Here is a 20,694-nt window from a genome sequence, read left to right on the forward strand (position 1 = left end):
TGCCCTAATGCCAGTCAGTTAAGCGCAGATCCCCTGTGGGAGCGGGCTTGCTCGCGAAAGCAGTGGGTCAGTCAACATCAATGTTGGCTGGGCCGACGTCTTCGCGGCGATGCGGCGATCCGACAAGCCCGCTCCCCCATGAGCCGCATGTGGCTTAGAAGTTGTACGTCCCCGTTACCACCAGGCTGCGCGGCTCACCAAACTGGATCTGGTTGGCGCTGGTCGCCGACGCGTAGTACGTCTTGTCGCTGATGTTATTGAGCGCCGCCTTCACATCCCAGTCCTTGTGCCGGAACCCGGCCAGGGCGTCCCAGCGGCCATAGCCCGGCAACACCACGGTGTTGGCGTTATCGGCATAACGATCACCCACCAGGGTCAGGCCGGTTTCGGCGTACCAGCCCATTTCCGGTTTCCAGGTAACGAACAGGCTGGCGTTGCGCTTGGCCACGTCGCTGATGCGTTTGCCTTCAAAGCTATTGTTGTCTTTCACCACCTTGGCATCCTGTACGCCGATGCCGCCGCGTACATACCAGTTGCCGGCGATTTTGCCGGTGGTGGTCAGCTCGATACCACGGGAACGCTGGAGGCCGCTGAGCAGGGTGATCAGTGGTTTCTCCGGGTCGCGGGTGCGGCGGTTGTAGAGTTCCAGTTCATACACGGCGAGGGTGGTGCTCAAGCGGTCGTCGAACCAGTCGCTCTTGACCCCGATTTCCTTTTGCTTGGTCAGCTCGGGGCTCAGGTCATTGGTATTGTCCTTCGCATTCGGGGTGATGCCGATCAGGCCGCCGCCGGTGGGGGAAAACGTCTTGCTCCACGACGCGTAGAACGAATGGTTCTCCACTGGCGTCCACACCACGCCCAGCCGTGGGCTAGTGTTGTGGCTGTCGACCTTTTTGCCCAGGTTGATGATTTTATTGGTGGTGTCCACTTCAAAACGGTCGTAGCGCAAACCTGCGAGCAACTGCCACTGATCGTTCAGGCGCAGTTGGTCCTGCACATACAGGCCTTGGCTTTCGACCTCGGTGTGGTTGTTGCTCGAGATCGTCATCGGCCCGGTATGGCTCAGGTGGCGGTTGGGGTGGTTCAGATCGAGGCCGGGCACTGTGGCCGTTACCGCGCTGTACAACTTCGGATCACGGCGCTGGCTGCCCAGCTCCACGCCGGTCAGCAGGCGGTGTTCCAGGCCAAAGGTATTGAAGCCACCTTCGAGTTCGACGTTATTGAATACGTTGCGCGTCGTCAGGTCTTGCTGCCAGCGCTGGCGCGCGACGGTGTTGGTCTTGGGGTCGTAGCCGTTCAGGTAGGTATTGTCGAAGTCACTGTCGAGCTTGAACACGCCCAGGGTGTGGCGCAGTTGCCAGCTGTCGTTGAGTTCATAGGCGAGCTTGGAGCGCAGGGACTGGGTGGTGTCGTCGATATAGTCCCGTGGGTCGCCGTAGGTGGTGTCGCGGCTCACATCGGCCGGACGCCCGCGCACGCCGGGGATGCCACGGTCCGGGGTGCGGTCGTAGCGGCTGTATTCGTATTGCACCAGCCAGTTCAGTTGCGGGGTCAGTTGCCAGCTTATCGACGGCGCGAACAGTTTGCGGTTGCCGCTGATGCCGTCGCGGAAGCTGTCGGTGTCCTCGTTGCCCATGTTCAGGCGCAGGCTGATGTTCTCGGTCGGGTCAGCGCTCAAGTCGGTGTACAGACTGCGCAGCCCGTTCGTGCCGCCTTGGGCCTCGAGGCTGGAAGCACGCCCGGCCTGGGGCATTTTGCTGACGCGGTTGACGATCCCGCCCTGGCCACCACGGCCGTACAACACGGCGGCGGGGCCCTTGAGCACGTCGATGCGTTCGATGTTGTGCAGGTCGCGTACGTACTGGCTGTCGTCGCGGATGCCATCGAGGTAGAAGTCGTTGCTGGCATCGAAGCCACGGATGCGCAAACTGTCGAAGCGCGTGTCGGCGCCGCTGCTGACGTTGGGGATGCCACTCAGGGCCTGGCCCAGATCGTTGGTGCCGTAGGCGCGCAGGTTCTCGGTCTTTACCGAGTCGATCGCCTGGGGCACGTAGCGCACCGGCGTGCTTGTGCGCGTGGCGGTGTTGGTGTCTTTGACGCGCGGGTCGTCCTCGTCAGCTTCGGCGCTGATGGAGGTGGCGGGCAGTGTGGTCGCGGCGCAGGCAAATCCGGCGCACAGCAGTGCGGAAAGCCCAAGGGTTATGGGCGTCAGGCGAGAGGCAGGCATCTAGGGGCGTATCCGTAAGAAGGAGGAAGAAAACGCGCGAATGATAATGCTTGCTATTTGCGCGCGTTAATCATTCCTCGACCTTCCACGAAAACAAATGTTTCAAGATGTGTTTTTTATAGAATTTTACGCCGCAGGGGAAAATGCGTTACCCACCAGCGGCTTATTCAGGCGATGAATTGGCCGAGCGTATATATCGCGTAAATAATGGCTAAATAATATCGCTTAGACTTTTTTTGCCTAAATACAGACGATTCACTAAATTGACATGCGGCTGAGGGCGCGGATAGGATTCGCCTCAACGCCTGTGGCTAACCGCCATGACTTCCCTATAAAAAAAGGCCCGCGGCATATTCGGTCGTCCGCGGGCCTTTTTTTATCCGGGGAAAGTTGATACCAAAAAAGCCAAATGGAGCCAGGTGTCACAGCGCGTACTCAACCAGTAATAAGGAATAAGAAAATGTTGAATAAACGGATGGGTCTGATTGCTCTGGGGATTTTGAGCGCTACTCAGGCAATGGCAAACGACCAGGAGCAATCCAAAGGCTTCGTGGAAGACAGCCACCTGAACATCGCGGCGCGTAATGCGTATATCAGCCGCGATTACAAAGACGGCGGTAAAGATAAAGCTGAATGGGGCCAAGGCTTTATCGGTAAGTTTGAGTCCGGCTTCACCCAAGGCACCGTCGGTGTGGGTGTGGACGTGATCGGCCAATACGCCATCCGTCTGGACGGTGGTAAAGGTCGCAGCGGCGCTGGTGGCATCAACTTCTTCAAGCAAGGCGACAGCGGCGCAGCACCACACGACCTGGCCAAGGGCGGCGCAGCCGTCAAGGCACGCATCTCCAGCACCGTACTGAAGTACGGTGACCAGATGCCAGCCGTGCCGGTCCTGCAGTACGACAACTCCCGTCTGTTGTCGGAAACCTACACCGGTACCTCGATCGTTTCCAAAGAGATCAAGGGTCTGGAGCTGCAAGGCGGTTACTTCACCAAGGAAGCCCAAAAAGGCGCCGAAGGCACCGACAGCGGCAACCTGAAAAACATCGCCTACCTGGGCGGTAGCTACAAATTCACCGAAAGCCTGTCGGCCGCGCTGTACGCATCCGACATGGAAGACGTGCTGAAGAAGCAATACGTCAACGTCAACTACGTGCTGGCCCTGCCGCAAGAGCAGTCCCTGACGTTTGACTTCAACGGCTACAAGACCAAGCTGGACAAGAGCTTCGCCCAGCTGACTCAAGGTGATGCCGACGCTCGCGACAATAAAATCTGGAGTTTGGGCGCCACTTGGGCCTTCGGTCCGCACAGCCTGACCCTGGCACACCAGCGCAGCACCGGTGACACCGGCTACATGTACGGCGGCTACCGTAACAACACCAAGGGTAGTGGTATCGGCGACGGTGGTAACACCATCCTGCTGGCCAACTCCTTCTGGTCTGACTTCAACGGTAAAGACGAGCGCTCCTGGCAGGTCGGCTACGGCATTGACTTCACCACCTTTGGCGTACCGGGCCTGAGCTACAACATCGCTTACGTGCGCGGCACCAACATCGACGACGGTAGCAACCGTGGCGATGGCACCGAGCGTGAAATCTTCAACCAGTTCAAGTACGTGGTACAGAGCGGCCCGGCTAAAGACCTGAGCCTGCGTGCCCGTGCCTCCTGGTTGCGTGTTTCGACCAACGCCAACAACTACAACGTTGGTGGTAACGAAATCCGTCTGTTCGCCGACTACCCGATCAACGTGTTCTAAGATCGTGCGTCGTGCCTGATACCAGGCAATAAAAAACCCCGACGTGTCGGGGTTTTTTTATGGCTGCCTGAAACCTTACGCCTTGACCTGCGCCAACTTCTGGCAGTTGGCCTTGCGTGTCGGGTACTGCCCGCATTTGCGCAGTACGCTTTGCACCTGTTGGGTGTTCTGCAGTTGCTGATTGGCCAGCAGCTTCTCGGTGATAAACAACTCTTCCGAACCCAAGTGGCGCTCGGCTGTGTCGATCATGGCCAGCGCGGCCTTGCCATCGCCGCGCTTGAGGTAGTAGCTGATCATCAAGTCATAGGTCGAAGGCCCGGCCAGGGACCAGTCCTTGATCGCCTGCAATTGCTGGAGCGCCTCGGCGTTTTTGCCCTGGGCCAGGCGCACGGCGTAGGCGGTGCGGCGGATGTTTGGCTGGTCCTTGACCGGTGAACTCAAGGCGCGCCGGATAAACGCATCGGCTTCGGGCACCTTGTTTTTTGCCAGGGCAGCGGTGGCGGCGTAGGCGTCCTTGTAACCCTGCATGGCCTTGGCCACAGGGGCGGCGTCACGCACCTTCGGCCAGTTCGTGGTGTTGACCCGGGCGCGGCGCTCCTTGCGGTACTCGCGTTGCAGGTACTGGCGCAGCTCGGTGTCACGGTCGATGGCGGACATGTGGGAGCGGTTGAAGTAATCGGTGGTGGCGGTGATGGTATTGGTCAGGCCGTCCTTGACCAGCACGTCCAGCTCCTTGGTAAAGCGGTCGAGGTTGAACTGCTGCAATGAGTCTTGCATCGCATCCTTGCGGGCGGTGAGAAAACCCGTCAGCAATGGTTTCTGCTTGCCCTGGAAATCATTCAGGCGCTCCAGGCTGTGGGTGGCCGCACGGGGCGCGTAGCCGGCCCGGATCATCAGGTCGGTGCCGAGCAGGTCGGCCTGGTCTTCCTGGCTGCGGCCCCACGCAGTGCTCCACACGTTGTCGGAAAAGCTGTTGGCCAGCGAGGTATACAACACGGTATTGCCGATGGTTTTTTGCGTGCCGGCCGGGTCCTTGCTGAACAGTTTCATGGTGCCCGAACTGCGGTCCACCCCGGTGTTGGCCGCCACGGTTGCCAGGGCCACAGTGGACGCCACGGTGGTGAACATATCCTTCTGCTGCTGGAAGGCAGCGGCGCGGTCGTGGTGATGCAGCAGCACATGGCTCATTTCATGGCCGAGCATGGCGGCGATTTCATCTTCGCTGCCGACGTTTTCCAGCATGCCCAGGGGCACGAAGATATTGCCGTACGGGTCCGCCGACGGCCCGAAGGTGTAGCTGTCGGTGATCTTCACCTGCAACAGCGGCAACTGCCCCGGCCAGCCCTTGGACAGGCGCGTGACGATGCCCTGCAAGTACACCTGCAGCATTGGGATATCCACCAGGTTCTGCTGGCGCGCCTCGGCGGCAGGTACGGTGCGGCCGTCGTAGCTCAAGCGCTGCTGGCCCGCGCGCTGCGGGTCGAGCTTGTAGTACTGGCGCACGTCGGCGTTATCCACATAGTGGCCTTCGACGCGCGACTGCGTCGATGGCCCCACCAGGTTCATAAACGCCTGGTCTGCCCCCTTCAAGGTGGCGCAGCCGCTGAGCAATGCACTGGCCAGCAATAGATATCCCTTCACCGCGATACTCCCTTATTGATTGCAGCCGGCACCGTAGCCGAGGGTGGACTTGTTGTTACTGTCCTTGGCCAGGCTTTGGGGCATGAGCTGGCACGGCAGCTCGGTGACGTGGAAGGGCGGCTCGATGCGCAGGTCCCCGGTATCCAGCCAGACTTTCTGCCCAGCCAGCTCCACCTGGACCAGTTCCAGTTCCTTGTTGAGTTTCAACACCTGAACGGGTTGCTTGGGGGTGTCTTTACGGGCGATTTCCCGCTGCAGCTTGCCCTGCTCGTCCACCACCTCCACCGGGTCGGCCAGGAACTCCTTGATGACGTGGGTTTCGGCCAGCACACCCTGGCTGTAGAGCGCGGCGAGTAACACGATGAGGATTCTGTTCATCCTTGGTTTCCTTGAGTGAGACGACATGGCGGCACCCTCAGCGGCCACGGTCGAAGAAAGCTTCGATCCGCTCGCTGAACAGCGCCAATGACAGCAAAACAATACCCAGCACGTTGACCAGGGTGATGTGGTTCAGATACAGCACCCAGCACACCGCCAGCAGCACCAGCATCACCAGCCCCCACGACGGGTAGGGCGAGGTGAAGAAGCGGGTTTCGTGATCCCGCCAGCGAGTCCAGGTTTGCAAACCGGCCAGGCGCCGTGCATGCAGGGCCTTGAGCACAATAATCAGCGCCAGCAGCCCAAGCTCCAGGACGTCTACCCAGTGCAGGTTCAACCTCGGGAAATTGGCCGGCTCGCGGTCGTAATCCATGCCCTTGTTGATCAGGTTGTCCAGGGCCATGGCATGCAGGTACACCCCGGGGATCAGGCCATGCACGGGCGACTGCACCAGGTCGCCGGTGGAGGTGATACTGGCCCCGACCATCACCAGGCGGTCGCGCAGCAACCCGGCCACCAACGCCTGGTCTTCCGGCGAGCTGACCTCCAGGTCGCTGGCCGACAGGGTCAGGCTATACGGGCAGCGTGCCTGGGCGGAGTCGTCGAGTTTCCAGAACACCGCCTGGAACAATTGCGCGACCCAATCCAGCACAAAGTTGCGCGGTGGTGCGCAGTGCCGGATATCCGCGATCTGCGCCTGCTGCGGCGCCAGCTTCAAGCCCCACTGCACGGCGATCGGCTGTAGCTGTGCAGCGGCTTCAGCATCCCGCGGCAGTTGGTCGGCACACGGCTGGCCCTTGCAGAACTGGCGGTACAGCGCCAGGGCCGGGGTTTCCATTACCCCCAGCGCGGTCGGCATCGCCAAGGGGTACTTGTCGTCCACACCGTCCCAGACCACCAGCCCTGGCTGGCTGAACGCGGAAAATTGCTCGAGGGTATTGGCCTGCCCATTCTCGCCCCGTGTCACCCCGGTGTTGGCAAGAAGCAACGGAATGCCCCGGCGCTGATAGCGCTCGAACACATTCGCCAACAACTGGCTGCCCCGCGTCGGGTCGCCCAGGGAGTGATCGTGGCTGTACAGCAAATCCACAAACACCGCCTTGGGCTTGTAGGCCAGCAAGCGCTTGAACAACTTGCTCTGCTCGCTATACGGCATCGGCCATGAGGTGTTGTTGCGCATCAGGTAGGCGTCGTCGATCAACACCACGGTGATATGTTGCTGGCCGGTGCTCGGGTAATTGCTGGAGAACATCCGGTTGAGCCACTGGGCGGATGCCTTGTCACTGGAACTGGCCAGGCCGAAGGGGTCGAGCACCGCCAGCAACACGATAAAAAACGCGAGCAAATAGCGACGACGATTAAAAAGCGGCGGGTTCTTCGACATCCATGTCTCGATAAAAAACGGCGGGTGCTGTTGGGGGCAGGGTTCCCGCAGCGAATGCATGGGTTTTAAAGGACGGGGAGGGGGGTGTCAATTAGAAATATGGCTAAGTGCCATCTTGCGCGCGTCGCCCTTGGCATCAAGCGGCAGATGACGTCCTCGCTGGGCGCCATTTCACTAGCCCCACTGCCAAGGCCGACAAAATCAGCGCAATCGAGATTCCCTCGTTGAGATCGACCTGATGCCCCAGCAACAGCATGGAGCCGGTGACGCCAAACACCGGGATCAGCAACGACAACGGCGCCACTTTGGAGACCGGGTACTCGCGCAGCAGCAGGTTCCAGCCCCAGTAACAAAAGTGCGTGGCCGCGTACACCTGGAACAACAGCGAGAACACCGTCAGCCACTCCATATGGGTGACCAGCGCAGTGAACGGCGCCGATCCATGGGCCAGCCACGTCAGCAGCAGCAACGGCAGCGGCGGGAACAGACTGGCCCACACCACAAAGGCAAACATCTCGCGCACTTTTGATTGCTTGATGATGACGTTGCCCACACTCCAACTGAACGCACTTACCAGCAACAGGCCATAACCCAGGGTTGTCGCCTCGCCCGGGCTGCTGGCGATAATACCGACCAGTCCTACAGCCGCCAGCGCCACCCCGAGGATCTGGCCGACGCTCAGTTGCTCGCGAAACAACAACACCCCCCAACCCAGGGTAAAAAACGCACTGAACTGGATCAACAAGGCTGCCGTACCTGGCGGTACACCCCATTCAATCCCCAGGTTGATCAAGGCCCACATTGCCACCCCGAAAATCAGCCCGTAGGCCACCAACCACTTCATGGCAATGGCCGGGCGCCGCACAAAAAACACCCACGGCAACGCCGCCAACGTAAAGCGCAGCGCAGTCAGCAACAGCGGATCAACCCCCGCCAGCCCCAACTTGGTAATCGGAAAATTCAGCCCCCAGACAGCCGTCACCAACACGGCCAGGGCCAGATGCTTCTTTTGCATGGTGTTCTGATTCCACAAAGCAGCGCCGGCACCTGTGTGCGCCAGCCAAGGCGCAACTATGCGCAATAGGCGCGATGGCTCGCTTGCACTATCAGGTCATAAATCATTAAATTCGGGCCATGCGCCAAACTGACATCGACCCCTACGAAAACACCCCCCGCGACGCCGTGGTCACCGCCAACGACTATGCCGATGGCCAGCACTTTGCGGTGCATACCCATCGCCGCGGGCAATTCGCCTACGCCGCCTGCGGCGTGATCACCGTCTTCACCCAACAGGGCAACTGGGTGGTGCCACCCCACCGCGCCATCTGGGTCCCGGCGGGCGTGCCCCACGAAATGAGCATGAGCGGCCCGGTGACCATGCTCAACACCTACATCCGCCCCCATGCCGCAACCCGCCTGAACCTGCCCGTGCAGTGCCAGGTATTCGGCGTATCGACGCTGCTGCGCGAACTGCTGACCCGCGCCATCGACATACCGGCGCTGTACGAAAAGGACCATCTGCACGGCCGTCTGATGACCCTGCTGCTCGACGAAATAGCCGACATGCGCCCCCTGTCACTCAACGCCCCACTCCCCAACGACCCCCGGCTGGCCCCCATCTGCCGCCACCTGCTGGAACAGCCATCACTGGAAACCAGCATCGACGACATGACCCAGCGCCTCGGCATGAGCCGCCGCACCTTCACCCGCTTGTTTCGCCAGCAGACGGGCATCAGCTTTGTGGAATGGCGCCAGCAAGCCTGCCTGTTGGCGGCGGTGGTCAGGTTGGGGAACGGGGAGTCGGTGACGCGGGTGGCGATTGATTTGGGGTATAGCAGCTCGAGTGCGTTTACGAGTGTTTTCAGGCGGGTGTTGGGGGAGGTGCCTAGTCGGTACTTTGCGAAGAGTTCGGTTGCTTGGGCTCAGGCCTAATGAGCATTTAGGCGCCCGACGCACAGCATCGGGCGCGAACGGCTTACTGCGGCTCAGGCCCCTCGGGCTGCATGGCCAGGAGCACATCGTCGAGGATCGCTTTACCCATTTCGCCCAGGTAGTGCGAAGAAAACGCATACTTTTCCCCGTCTACATCCATGGCGGCATCGAGCGAGAGAACATTGGCGTAGTAGAGCAGGTGGGAGGCGTGTTCAAGGGCTTCCTGGAAGGGAATGCCGGCATTGACGCGGAAGACCTTCATATCGTGTTTGCTTTCGCCACAGTCTGCGAAGGTTACGGCACCGAGGGTGGTTGCTGGGGGGGAAGTGTTCATTGCTGGCCTCCGGATAGTGGAAGTCGGCAAATGCTACCCAAGGAGCGAATGGTTTCAGGCGGTATTTCGTACGGCATAGCTAACTCCCTTTGCATGAACAAAAAGAGCTGCCCCAGACGTTTCCAGGCGAAAGGTGGCAGCTGTACGCGGGCTGGAAACCGAGGCAAAAGGAACCCGGCAGGCACAAGGCCTCCCACGTACAGCCGCCAAAAAGCACAAACAACAGGCATAAAAAAAGCGCCTGCTGAGTGATTGACGACGCTGTAGCGTCCTTAAGCATCGGGTTTCCAGGCCCGGTCACTGATGAGCAGCGACGGGGAGGAGGTTAGCGCGATGGCTTATGGGCTGCAACTTGCAGGGTGTGGGATTTTTCTGGTGGAGCAGTTCTCCGGAATCTCGGCGGTTCTGAAACCCAATTCCCAGAAACAACGAAGCCCCCACATTTCTGTGGAGGCTTCGTTTTGTATGGTGCGGCACCAAGAGTCGAAAAGCATCATAACTATATGTAAATAAACAACTTTATGTTCAGATTTATTTTTTATCCCCAAGGCTATCCTTATTGTTGGCCCCGTTCTATTGGAGTGTTTACTTGCCCCAGTCTATGGTTGAATTCGCAATCTTGGAGCGAGAGCATTGTGACCACTCTTTCGAAATCCAGTAGCCTAAAATTGAAAGGAACGAATTAATCCTTAAGCCTCAGTGTGAGGCCACTTTGCCTCGTTTTTGAGTGAAGCAGCCTAGATGAGTTTTTTTAAAAAAAGCCGCCACCCCCCTTGACTGCTGGCACTTCGCCCCTAGAATGGAGGTCTCTTTACGTGCTTTGGGGCTTCGTGCTCTAGTCGGGTGTATAGCCAGACTCTAATTTATTGATCGGCTTTAGTTGCGACGAAGTCCCGCGTGGGCCTCAGTCGTCGTTCCTCCTCCTAAAGCCCACGCGGGACTTCGTCGCTATATCTTTGGTAAAGAGCCCTCCCTCTATTCTCTCAGGCCATTAGGGTGGCGGTGACATGAGATAAGAAACACGCATTTGAGTGATAACAGTGAAGTTCGATGATAAAAGGGAAGAACATCTCGCTCAGATCACGCTCGAAACCTCTCGAATTGTGCATGATCAACCGATCCTATTTCTTTGCGGCGGAAAGGTTGATGTCCAGCTTGTTGAGCCCGAGTCGGTACGCGGGGCTCTTGTCGAGCATCTAAATAAAACACGTTGTGACCTCGCAGAAAGCATAACTCTCGCTGAGGAATTTAAGGACTGGATACATGACTCCATATATCGTGATCTATTGGTCTTTGAAAGTGATATAGCCCACATATCATCCCTTATAGTCATAATATTGGAGAGTGCTGGAGCGCTTACTGAGCTAGGGTTATTTGTAAGAAATAGAGCTCTGCGAAATAAGATTCTAGTTTTTGTGAACGAAAAACACTATGAGGAAAATTCGTTTATTAAGCTTGGCCCTCTTCGGCATTTACAAGATATTAAAGAGTCAAGTGTGTGCGCGTACCCATGGGAAAAAATTGAAAACACTGAAAAAGTAGATATGAAAGGATCCCTTAAGGATTCTTTGGCTGAAATGCGAAGCGATATTTTAGCCATCGTCTCAGATCAAGATAAGTCAGAACTTTTCAATAAAGATAACGAGGGGCACGTTAGCTTTGTAATATATGAAATTGTAAAAACTTTTCAAGCATTAAAAATTACAGAGATTGAAAGTTTTCTTGGTAAGTTGGGGCTTGCTATCGGAAGAGAAAAGACGAAGCGGCTTATATTTCTACTTACAAAGTTCAAGCTCATAGGCATGGCTAAGCGCGGACATGCAGAGTATTACTATGCCACTAAAGACATTGCGAAGGTTAATTTCGCTGGGAAATTTGAGCCAACAGCGGCAAAGCTTTCTGCAATGAGATTCTATTTAACTAATGATAGTGAGTCTAAAAGGCTTCAAGTGATAAAGGCTGTGTGCTTACCGCCTTCATCAACGCCACCTCCGCCAGTTGTAGCAGCACTACCTGAAGTTGGAGCGGCAGTATGAGTATTCTTGAATCACTTTCGCAAAAATTTATGATTAGCGCTAATGAATTGCGCTCCTTTATAAAAACTGCTCCGTACAGGTACAAGGTTTATCCCATACCTAAGAGGAGCGGAAAAGGCTTTCGGTTAATTGCTCAGCCGAGTGATGTGTTAAAAATGATGCAGCGGATGGTACTTGAAGAGTTCTTGTCCGAATTGCCTGTTCATTCATGCGCAGCAGCCTACAGAGAAGGGTTGAGCATTAAGGATAATGCAGAGGCTCATGCAAAGAATCAATATTTACTTAAAATGGATTTTTCAGATTTTTTTCCTTCGATGGCACCAGCGGACCTTATAAATCATATAGTGAAACATAAGGGAGCTATAACGTCTGAAGACGCATACATGGTCCGAAAATTATTTTTTTGGGCCAGAAAGCAGGATCCTACATATAGATTAAGTATTGGCGCTCCATCTTCTCCTTTTATATCTAACACTCTTATGTATAGTTTTGATTGTGTGCTCCAAGATTATTGCGAAAAAATAGGAGTTACCTACACTCGATATGCAGACGATATCACCCTTACCACAAACGTGAAGGGTTTGCTTCTAAATATGCCAAACTACGTTAGAAGCATCTGCAAGGAAATCGCTTATCCGACCCTTAAGGTGAATGAACAAAAAACTGTATTCTCTTCTAAAAAAAGTAATCGTCATGTTACTGGCCTAGTTATAAATAATGAAAACCAAATTTCTTTAGGAAGAGAGCGTAAGCGATATATACGATCCTTGATCCACAAGAGCTCCCTAGGAGGTCTGACAGATGAAGAAATGCATAACTTGAAGGGGTTGCTGGCATTTGCAAAATATATTGAGCCTACATTCTACAAGTCCGTACTTGACAAGTATGGTCTGCCGGCTTTGTACTTGATCGAAACCTTTCAATCTAATCCAAAAGTCATTGAGTCTCTGGAAATAAAGAGGCAGTTCCCGTAAGTGACGTTTTTAAGTAATATCCGCCGGTGATCAATTTTCGGGGGGAGGTAAAGCCATAATCAAACGCCTCTTGAAGCACCTTCACTAGGTCGTCCCGCCAAGAATGTTGAGTGTTATCAAGGATCAAGGCCCCTGCGGCCTTTGAGGGTTGTCCACTAACACGGGACTTACGGCTTCTTACGGCCAAGAGCTAGAGTTGGCTTGAGCAAGGCGCAGGTCGACAGGTCGCGCCGCCACTGATAGCGAAGGCTCCCCCTTGGTTCGTGCGACATTGGCTGTATTGGCAGTGAGCAGGTCGTGACCGGGTTTCATGCCTAACTGCACTCCCAAGGCAATTGCCTTGGAAGGGTTAAATCCTCGTGACGGCATACGCTGCATCGAATACATCTAGCTAATTCCGCATTAAGAGCGGGCGGCGTCCACCTTGATACATACGCCATCGCCTCAAACTTTTGTTTCCATAAACTGATTGTACGCGTGTGCACTAAGTCAAAGCCTGTAATCTGTCAAGCCTTTAAACTCGCGGAATACACCTACCTAGCTGCTCGTGAAAACTAATTAAATGTCTCTTATACTTTCAAGAAGTGCAGAATATTGATCGGGATCTTTTTGCTGAATTGTTTCCAGTACAAATTTCGCTAACTTTGGAATCTCGGGGACTTCCATAGGCCTCATGCTTCTATCAAAAATCTCCTCCAGATGAGAAAGCTCATTGTTGATTCTGTTGGTTAAATCTGTATGTAAGTCATTGCCGCCGAAGAAGAGTAATAGTTTTTCGTCATTTGACTTATTGTTCGGGTATTTATAGAAAAGGTAAGCTTCAAGAAATTTTCTCAGGTTGTTTCCGAAGTTGTAGAAGGCATCGTGATCTTCCAATTCAGCATCTGGGTTGGCGCATTTGTGAATTTGGCTGAAGAGGTAGTTGAACTCAGTCACAAACCTTTTGAGATAGCGTGGCATCAGTTTTATTTTGCTGGATCCGGCGCCTCTCTCAATGGTAAAAAATTCGTTATCATTTTTTGGTTTAGAGATTCTCTTGAGGTACTTCAAAAAATCTAAATTGTGAGTGGATATAAATAGTTGGTTGTATCTATAGGTGGTGACAGATGTTGTCGGTTCTTTTATCGGTTTGGCTATAGTATTTTCTATCAAGCTAAAGATGAAATAAATATGATTGCTATCAAGACTGGAGATCGGGTCGTCTATCCAAATGATTAATTCTTTGCCTACGGTGTTTGTGTCTTGAAGCTTTGCAATGAAATAGCAGAATGCAACTAGGCTGCATTCCCCTTCGCTCAAGTTATACGCTAGCTCCCCATTTCTTGTAATGCTAAAAGTTATAACCTTGGAGTCATTATTTTCTGTGGCGTTCAACTGTAAAGCTTCATGCCCAAAATGATTTTTCAGGTAGTGGTTTACAAGATTAGCACCTTTGTGCTCGTCTTGAAGTTGGTTGTGAAGTTCTGAAATTTTCCCCAAAGTCTCTGCGGATTTTTCATTGAGGTTTTCAATGGCGATCTTTAATTGACGCAATTCACCTGAGAGGCGATCGATTTCATGAGACTTATTGCTGTAGTCGATATCCCTAGTGAAAGTGGCCACCTCTGAAAGCCTTAGTATTCGTCTTGCTTGATCTTGGTCACTGGATAATGATGATGTCTTGAAATTATGGGCTTTTACGACGCCCTTTATTTCTTGAATGGTTGCGGAGATTTTGTAATCCTGGCGTATATCGGGAAGGCATCGATTCTTGTAGATGTCGCTTTTTCTTGACTCTAGCTCGGTAATTAGGATTTCAAGAGCTTTAATGTATTGCTTTACTTCTTCAGTAAGTCGGGATTTGATATCTCGGAACTTCTCTTGTAGGGATGAATAGAAGCCTGCATCGTTAGGCAAAGAAAATTCTCTAGCTCTTTTTTGCTCATCACGAATGCTGACTATTAAGTTGTCTATTAAATCCCTTAGGTTCTCGGAGTCTTTGTTAAAGTGGCCATTTAGTTTTTCCCACACTTGGGCAGTAAGATTGTTTCCGCAGAAATGACAGCTTTCCTTATGCTTATGATGAGCCAGTCCATTCCTAACCCATTCTTCAAGGAGAGGGTCTTCAAGAAGCTCTTGAGTGATATGCGTTGGGTTAATCGTCCTTCTCAGCAGATCTGCAGCAGCGTTTCTGTAGATAGGTAGTTTGTTATCAATGCTAAGCTGGAAATCAATTATGCCCTTTGATTCCTCTGTCAGGCTCAGAGTGAGTTCGCTTTTTTGTTCTGCGCTCAATATTGAAGCTTTATCGATTCCAATAGTTGCAATATCAGACTTTATTGTTCCAATGTTGTAATTAATATTTCGATAGATGGGGTTTTGCTTTATGTCTGTGTTTGCCTTTTCACGGAGCTTGTCATCCAGTTCACGTTTCTTTCGTTGTACTTTGTCCTCAAGCTCTCTGTGCTCGGATGCTTTGCAGAACGAATCCCAGTGTAGACCCATTTTTTCTTTTATTGAACCCAACATCTTTTCGTTTTTTGCTATTTCATTTTCAATCTCAATATTCTTCTCGCCGAGAATTGTAAACGGCTTGATACTCCCGTCTGGATTTGAAAGCCATTTTAAGTTTTCATCTAAAAAGTCTTTATTGTAAACCCTGACTGTATACGGGCACGCTGAGAGGTTCTTGTCACTTAGCGATCCCCCATTCGTATGCGAAAATTCATATGAGGAATTTAAATATTTTGGGTGTTTCACGCCTGTTTCGAGGCTTCGAATTATTCGAGAAAGACTTGTCTTTCCTGAGTAATTTCTTCCGTAAATTATGTTTAATTTTTTGAGGCTTACAATGTTGTTTCCTTTGTCTCTAATGCTTGTATCCCAGTCCCATTCCTTGAATACAGCAAAGTTTTTGATGTGACGAAATTTTGTTAGCATCTCTCAGTCCGTGTCGATAAACAGCTGCTATAGATCGGTTGGGTAAAAGGATTCACCAAGAGGACAGTAACTCGAGAAAAAGGTCCATAGGGTCCAATGTGCATAATGCCGCAATTCCTGTGTATGCCGTGCTTGGTTGCACGAGATACGCTACTTTGTAGCGAGCTTTGTCTGTCGTGGCAAGATGCCGATCGGTGGCCGATTCTTTGGATAAAGATTGGCCTGAATTAGCCTCATAATTTCGGCTTAATGTGTCCTGCGTGTGACGTGCTCAGGTTGGAAGGCTAAGTCTTTGAGTAGCATCTGAGATACCAAGACCTGCTAGTGCGCTGACCGATTAGGCGTATGGTCAAAAGGTAGTAACAGCGTGTCGATTGGGACCGCGCTTCAAGGCAATGGCTCAAAAACCAAATCAGATGTTTTTGTTGCCACTCCCAAGGATTATCTCGACCCCAGCATTTAGAAATGGCTGCCTGAATAGCCTTGGCTTGGCGTATGTGACGTTCACGAGTGGCATTTGCACCCTTCAGCACCCTGGCTAATAACAGCTCCATATTAAATGGCTTCCTCATGCTCGGAAAAGAGGACGGATTTATTTTCACCCGTAATATGCAGGCAGTGAGTACGTCGGGTGGTAAGTAGCCAGGTGAGGGCTTACGCGGCAGAGTGGAAAACACGGGTACGCTCAAACCCCCAAACCCCAGAAACAACAAAGCCCCCACATTTCTGTGGAGGCTTCGTTTTGTATGGTGCCGGCACCAGGAGTCGAACCCGGGACCTACTGATTACAAGTCAGTTGCTCTACCAACTGAGCTATACCGGCGTGTTAGGGCGACGATTATAGCGATTGGAAAGGTTCTGTAAACCCCTGAATTCTGACTATTTTTCAGAACGTGGTTTTTCCGCTGCCGGTCGCGCGCTCCAGCGCTTTGGCAAGGGGTGATGCGTGCCGGTGCCGAGGCCTTGGGGGGCGTAGGGCTTGATACGCAGAAGGTATCAAACCGCCCCTTGATCAGTATTAAACAACGCCGTTGTTCATTGCTAAGTTGAAGTGGCACTCAATGAGGAAAAGCCAATGAATTTCGCAGGGAAAACCGCCGTTATCACCGGCGCAGGCCGTGGCTTGGGGTTTGTCTACGCACAAGCACTGGCCCAGCGCGGGGCCAATGTGGTGATCAGTGATATCGGCGCCGATAACCTCGGTTCGGGAAGCGACTACGCCATCGCCCTGGACGCGGCACGCCGCCTTGAGGCCCAGGGGTTGAGCGCGGTTGCTCATCAGGGTGACTTGTCCAGCGAGCAAGGCTGTCGGCAATTGGTCGAGACGGCCATCGCGGCGTTTGGGCAGTTGGATATCCTGATTCATAACGCCGGCTGGGTGGGTTATCAATCCATTGAGGAGGCGGACGCGGCGTTTATCGGGCGTGCGCTGGATATCAATGTCTATGCGCCCATCTGGCTATGCAAACATGCCTGGCAATACCTCAAGCCATCCACTGCCGCGCGGGTGGTGCTGACGTCGTCTGATCGGGCGATGTACCAGCAATATGCCCAGCCCGGGCTGGTGGCCTATGCGGCGGGCAAGATGGCGCAACTGGGCATCATGAATGCCCTGAGTATGGAAGGCGCGAAGGACGGGATCCTGGTCAATGCGGTGTCACCGGTGGCCAAGACGCGCATGTGGGGCATCGAGGGTGAGCCGGACAATCTCAAGCCGGAGTGGGTGGCGCCGGGGGTGGTGTTCCTGGCGTCGGGGCAATGCCAGGACACGGGCTACATACTGCGCGCCAGTAATGGTCAATTTACCGCGACGCGGTTTGTCGAGAATCAGGGTGTGGAGTATCCCGTCGACCTGGCGCGAGTGAGTGCGTCCAGTGCCGAGCACGTTGCGCAGCAGTGGGAGCGCATAAAGCAGAGTCACTAGATTGACTCTTCACCGCTCGTCTAAATGAACATGATAAAAAACACCAAAATAATGACACCTCCACCGACCTGTCCCAGACTGCCTGAACAACATGTGCGCCCATGCTCTGCAAGCGGTGCCGGGACAAGGAGGGGCTGTGAGCCAGGCCGACGAAGGTTTTGCAATGCATGCTATCCGTCAGGATCACCCGATGACGGCGACATTGCAGTTCTTCGAAGACACCCCCATCGACGACGCGCCTTCCCCTGCGGAGCAACCCCAGCCAATCGACGCTTCAGCAAAACGCCCACGGGTGGTGGTGTTGGCCTCGGTCAATGGTGGGGTGGGCCGCAGCACGCTGGCGACGGCACTGGGCAGCGGCTTGCAGCGCCTCGGGCGGGCGGTGACGGTGCTGGAGCTGGATCCGCAAAACGCCCTGTACCTGCACTTTGACCTGCCCCAAGGCACCCCGGGCCTCGGTCGTGCCAGCCTGTGTAATCAACCTTGGGATCAGCTCGCCCAGCCCGGTTTCTGCGGCTGCCAGGTGGTGGTCTTCGGCGAGACCGATATGCAGCAGCAGGAAGACCTGCAGCGCTGGCTCAAGCAGGACCCGGAGTGGCTGGCGCAGCACTTGTCTCGCCTGGGTTTGCGTGAGCAACACACGGTCATCATCGACACCCCCGCCGGCAATAATGTTTACCTGCACCAGGCCTTACACGTCGCCGATACCGTGGTGGTGCTGGCCCTGGCAGACGCGGCGTCGCTGGGCACGCTGGAGCAGATGCAGCGATTGTTGGCGCCGTATCTTGCGCGCCCGTCGGCGCCACGTTGCCTGGTGTTGGTCAACCAACTGGATGAGGGCAGTGCCTTCAGCCTGGATATGCTGGACCTGTTCAAGCAGCGTCTTGGGGAGGGTGGCGTGGAAGTGATCCATCGTGACTCGCAGATCAGCGAGGCGCTGGCCTTTGGCGAGGACCCCCTGGATAACGAGGCCGCGAGCCTGGCCTGTGACGATATCCATGGGCTGTGCCAGTTACTGGATGGCCCTCCAGGCGCGGCCTGAACCACGTCTTATACGGTTAGGCGCAAATGCTTATGCACAATTTGTTGGTCGCACAAGTGTTGAAACAGCCATTTTGTGAAGATGTTCTCATTACGCTGCAACTGCCTGTTTTGCGTGCGTTTTATTTTGTGAGCAAATAATGACCAGTCAGCATTTGTGCCTGTGGCGCCCGTCTTTACGGCACTCGACAGAATTTCATCAACAGACTTATCCACAGGGCGTCCTGCCCTTTAATCGCGCTCGGCGAGCACCATCAGGTTGCGCGGGGTCAGTGCTGTTTCGCAGAAGCGGCCTACTTGAGCCTGGTAGCCGTTCTCTTGAAGAAACAGTGCCCGATCCAGAACCAGCCACATTTCCAACGGGCGGCGAAACAGCCCACGCACCAACTCCAGGTTTCGTACCTGCGCCAGGCGTTGCCAGCCGTGCTGCTCCAGCGCGGCCCAGTCCTGCTCGCCTGTGGATAACCCCTTGAGCGCCGCCAGGTGCTGGCAGTAGTCAGCAAAGGACCGATGCAGCCATTCGCTGGGCAACGAAGGCGTGGGCAGGTACTCATCGCACCCGCGCAGTTGCCGCTGCAACTGATCGAAACCCAGGCGCCGGGCCATGGAGGTGTCGCGTTGCAGGCGCACCCGCAAGCCGGCGGTGACGGTTTCGCTCAGGGGCAGGCCCAGGTCCTCCCGCGACAAGCGCAGCGCCGAGGCGCGGGCCGGGGCCGACAGCGCCTGGTACTGCTCGCTACTGATGCGGTTGTAACAGCAGGGCGCCACGGCCAGGTGCTTGCAGCCGGCGGCGCTGGCTAATTGCAGCAGGCGTACGTGCAGATCGCCACAGGCGTGCAGGGCGACGGGGGTGTGTTCGCCGCGCAGTTGTTGCACCGCGTCCTCGGCCATCACGTCTTGTGGGTGGTGGCGGGCGGGCATGTGATGATGGTCACTGAGGGCCTGGCCTGCGGCGATCAGCGCCGGGTCGTACTCCAGGCAGGTCAGGTGTTGCCCCGGTTGCAGCAGCCGCCGGCCGAGGTGGCCTTTACCGGCGCACCAGTCGAGCCAATGGGTGGGGCGCTCGGCAAACTGCAGGGCGCTGCCAAACGCCTCGATTTGCTGCCATTTGCGCCCCGGTACATCGACATTCAGGCGCGCCGACGGCGCATGCAGCGCGCCCGCCGGTAACTTATCCACAGCACTGAGCTGGGCGGCCAGCTGCGCCCATTGGGGAAACGGCGCTGGGGCCTGGAGTTCGGTGGGCAGGTTATGGCTGCTTTCGGCTTCTGCCAGGGAGCGCCGGCGCAACCATTGGGCCAGCGCTGGATGCTGGGCCTCCCAAGGCAATTGCAGATGGGTGAAGGGCCGTGGTCGCCACAGCCCTTGATGTTCGGTGAGGAACGCATCCAGCGCGAGAAAACGGGCCAGCAGTCGCTCGCCCGTCAACCCGCTGTCAGCGTCCCTGGCAGGCATCGACCCGCAACCAGCGTTCCAGCAGCTTGAAGCCGCGCACCAGCACATAGGCCATCAGCAGGTAGAACATCCCGGCGGCAAAGAAGATCTCCACCGGCAGGTAGGTGCGGGCAATGATGGTGCGGGCCATGCCGGTCAGTTCCAGCAAGGTCACGGTACTGGCCAGGGCGCTGGCCTTGAGCATCAGGATCACTTCGTTGCTGTAGGCCGGCAGGCCGATGCGCGCGGCGCGCGGCAGGATGATGTAGAACAGCGCCTTGGGCTTGGACATGCCCAGCGCCCGCGCCGCTTCGATTTCCCCGGGCGGGATGGCCTGGATCGCGCCGCGCAGGATCTCCGCGATGTAAGCGGCGGTGTGCAGGGTCATGGTGACGGTGGCGCACCAGAACGGGTCCCGCAGGTAGGGCCACAGGGCGCTCTCGCGCACGGCGTCGAACTGCGCCAGGCCGTAGTAGACCAAAAACAGCTGCACCAGCAACGGTGTGCCACGGAAGAAGAAGATGTAGCAGTAGGGCAGGGTGCGCACGTACCACAGGCGCGAAGAACGGGCGATGCCCAGGGGGATCGCCAGCAGCAGCCCGGCGATGACCGCGATGGCCACCAGTTCCAGGGTCAGGGTCGCGCCCTGGGCCAGTCGTGGCAGCCACTTGATGATCACGGCCCAGTTCAGGCCCAGGTCGAAATGCGACAGCC

The 20,694-nt window shown here is 55.3% G+C and carries 15 protein-coding genes and 1 tRNA gene; 6 read left to right on the forward strand and 10 right to left on the reverse strand.

Going from position 1 to position 20,694, the window contains the following annotated elements; all coding sequences use genetic code 11:
- Positions 1-154: 154 nt before the first annotated feature.
- Positions 155-2,227: a TonB-dependent receptor gene (locus tag HU773_RS02200; protein ID WP_169989230.1), complete on the reverse strand. Its 2,073-nt coding sequence runs from the start codon at positions 2,225-2,227 to the stop codon at positions 155-157.
- A gap of 460 nt (positions 2,228-2,687) precedes the next feature.
- Between HU773_RS02200 and HU773_RS02205 the strand changes: the two genes are divergently transcribed.
- Positions 2,688-3,983 (forward strand): OprD family porin, encoded by a 1,296-nt coding sequence (locus HU773_RS02205; protein ID WP_057958017.1) that lies wholly within the window; start codon positions 2,688-2,690, stop codon positions 3,981-3,983.
- 75 nt (positions 3,984-4,058) lie between these two features.
- On the opposite strand, the gene HU773_RS02210 is transcribed toward HU773_RS02205, so the two are convergent.
- The 4 genes from HU773_RS02210 to HU773_RS02225 form a co-directional block, all read right to left on the reverse strand.
- Positions 4,059-5,624 (reverse strand): M48 family metallopeptidase, encoded by a 1,566-nt coding sequence (locus HU773_RS02210; protein ID WP_186625093.1) that lies wholly within the window; start codon positions 5,622-5,624, stop codon positions 4,059-4,061.
- A gap of 12 nt (positions 5,625-5,636) precedes the next feature.
- Positions 5,637-6,002 (reverse strand): hypothetical protein, encoded by a 366-nt coding sequence (locus tag HU773_RS02215; RefSeq protein ID WP_057437096.1) that lies wholly within the window; start codon positions 6,000-6,002, stop codon positions 5,637-5,639.
- Positions 6,003-6,039: 37 nt separating this feature from the next.
- Positions 6,040-7,386, reverse strand: a complete 1,347-nt coding sequence (locus HU773_RS02220; protein WP_186625094.1) for a CHASE2 domain-containing protein — start codon at positions 7,384-7,386, stop codon at positions 6,040-6,042.
- Positions 7,387-7,522: 136 nt separating this feature from the next.
- Positions 7,523-8,401: an EamA family transporter gene (locus tag HU773_RS02225; protein ID WP_186625096.1), complete on the reverse strand. Its 879-nt coding sequence runs from the start codon at positions 8,399-8,401 to the stop codon at positions 7,523-7,525.
- Positions 8,402-8,520: 119 nt separating this feature from the next.
- On the opposite strand from HU773_RS02225, the gene HU773_RS02230 reads away from it, so the two are divergent.
- Positions 8,521-9,318 (forward strand): AraC family transcriptional regulator, encoded by a 798-nt coding sequence (locus HU773_RS02230; RefSeq protein ID WP_186625098.1) that lies wholly within the window; start codon positions 8,521-8,523, stop codon positions 9,316-9,318.
- A gap of 43 nt (positions 9,319-9,361) precedes the next feature.
- On the opposite strand, the gene HU773_RS02235 is transcribed toward HU773_RS02230, so the two are convergent.
- Positions 9,362-9,652 (reverse strand): DUF3077 domain-containing protein, encoded by a 291-nt coding sequence (locus HU773_RS02235; RefSeq protein WP_057437100.1) that lies wholly within the window; start codon positions 9,650-9,652, stop codon positions 9,362-9,364.
- A 1,040-nt stretch (positions 9,653-10,692) separates the two neighbouring features.
- Between HU773_RS02235 and HU773_RS02240 the strand changes: the two genes are divergently transcribed.
- Complete coding sequence (locus HU773_RS02240; protein ID WP_186625099.1) at positions 10,693-11,688, forward strand: retron St85 family effector protein; 996 nt, start codon at positions 10,693-10,695, stop codon at positions 11,686-11,688.
- Entirely contained in the window at positions 11,685-12,662 is a 978-nt protein-coding gene (locus HU773_RS02245; protein WP_186625100.1) for a retron St85 family RNA-directed DNA polymerase, read from the forward strand. The genes HU773_RS02240 and HU773_RS02245 overlap by 4 nt, the downstream gene beginning before the upstream one ends.
- 558 nt (positions 12,663-13,220) lie before the next feature.
- Here HU773_RS02245 and HU773_RS02250 read toward each other — a convergent pair.
- Positions 13,221-15,581, reverse strand: a complete 2,361-nt coding sequence (locus HU773_RS02250) for an AAA family ATPase (protein WP_186625102.1) — start codon at positions 15,579-15,581, stop codon at positions 13,221-13,223.
- 747 nt (positions 15,582-16,328) lie between these two features.
- Positions 16,329-16,404 (reverse strand) — tRNA-Thr (locus tag HU773_RS02255).
- 252 nt (positions 16,405-16,656) lie between these two features.
- On the opposite strand from HU773_RS02255, the gene HU773_RS02260 reads away from it, so the two are divergent.
- Positions 16,657-17,505 carry an SDR family NAD(P)-dependent oxidoreductase gene (locus tag HU773_RS02260; RefSeq protein ID WP_186625104.1) on the forward strand — a complete coding sequence of 283 codons (849 nt, stop codon included), beginning with the start codon at positions 16,657-16,659 and terminating at the stop codon, positions 17,503-17,505.
- Between the two features lie 136 nt (positions 17,506-17,641).
- Entirely contained in the window at positions 17,642-18,547 is a 906-nt protein-coding gene (gene bcsQ, locus HU773_RS02265; RefSeq protein WP_437181144.1) for a cellulose biosynthesis protein BcsQ, read from the forward strand.
- Positions 18,548-18,777: 230 nt separating this feature from the next.
- On the opposite strand, the gene HU773_RS02270 is transcribed toward bcsQ, so the two are convergent.
- Together HU773_RS02270 and HU773_RS02275 are read right to left on the reverse strand one after the other, a co-directional pair.
- Positions 18,778-20,001, reverse strand: a complete 1,224-nt coding sequence (locus tag HU773_RS02270; protein WP_186625105.1) for a methyltransferase — start codon at positions 19,999-20,001, stop codon at positions 18,778-18,780.
- A complete protein-coding gene (locus tag HU773_RS02275; protein ID WP_029295855.1) occupies positions 19,982-20,671 on the reverse strand; it encodes an ABC transporter permease in 690 nt (229 codons plus the stop codon). Before HU773_RS02275 ends, HU773_RS02270 begins: the two co-directional genes overlap by 20 nt.
- Positions 20,672-20,694: the final 23 nt, after the last annotated feature.

Source organism: Pseudomonas shahriarae (genome assembly GCF_014268455.2).
Classification (GTDB): domain Bacteria; phylum Pseudomonadota; class Gammaproteobacteria; order Pseudomonadales; family Pseudomonadaceae; genus Aquipseudomonas; species Aquipseudomonas shahriarae.

Coding starts and splice junctions, on each gene's coding strand:
- HU773_RS02200 (WP_169989230.1), bottom strand. CDS start 2,227: ATGCCTGCCTCTCGCCTGACGCCCATAACCCTTGGGCTTTCCGCACTG.
- HU773_RS02205 (WP_057958017.1), top strand. CDS start 2,688: ATGTTGAATAAACGGATGGGTCTGATTGCTCTGGGGATTTTGAGCGCT.
- HU773_RS02215 (WP_057437096.1), bottom strand. CDS start 6,002: ATGAACAGAATCCTCATCGTGTTACTCGCCGCGCTCTACAGCCAGGGT.
- HU773_RS02220 (WP_186625094.1), bottom strand. CDS start 7,386: ATGTCGAAGAACCCGCCGCTTTTTAATCGTCGTCGCTATTTGCTCGCG.
- HU773_RS02225 (WP_186625096.1), bottom strand. CDS start 8,401: ATGCAAAAGAAGCATCTGGCCCTGGCCGTGTTGGTGACGGCTGTCTGG.
- HU773_RS02230 (WP_186625098.1), top strand. CDS start 8,521: ATGCGCCAAACTGACATCGACCCCTACGAAAACACCCCCCGCGACGCC.
- HU773_RS02235 (WP_057437100.1), bottom strand. CDS start 9,652: ATGAACACTTCCCCCCCAGCAACCACCCTCGGTGCCGTAACCTTCGCA.
- HU773_RS02245 (WP_186625100.1), top strand. CDS start 11,685: ATGAGTATTCTTGAATCACTTTCGCAAAAATTTATGATTAGCGCTAAT.
- HU773_RS02250 (WP_186625102.1), bottom strand. CDS start 15,581: ATGCTAACAAAATTTCGTCACATCAAAAACTTTGCTGTATTCAAGGAA.
- HU773_RS02260 (WP_186625104.1), top strand. CDS start 16,657: ATGAATTTCGCAGGGAAAACCGCCGTTATCACCGGCGCAGGCCGTGGC.
- HU773_RS02270 (WP_186625105.1), bottom strand. CDS start 20,001: ATGCCTGCCAGGGACGCTGACAGCGGGTTGACGGGCGAGCGACTGCTG.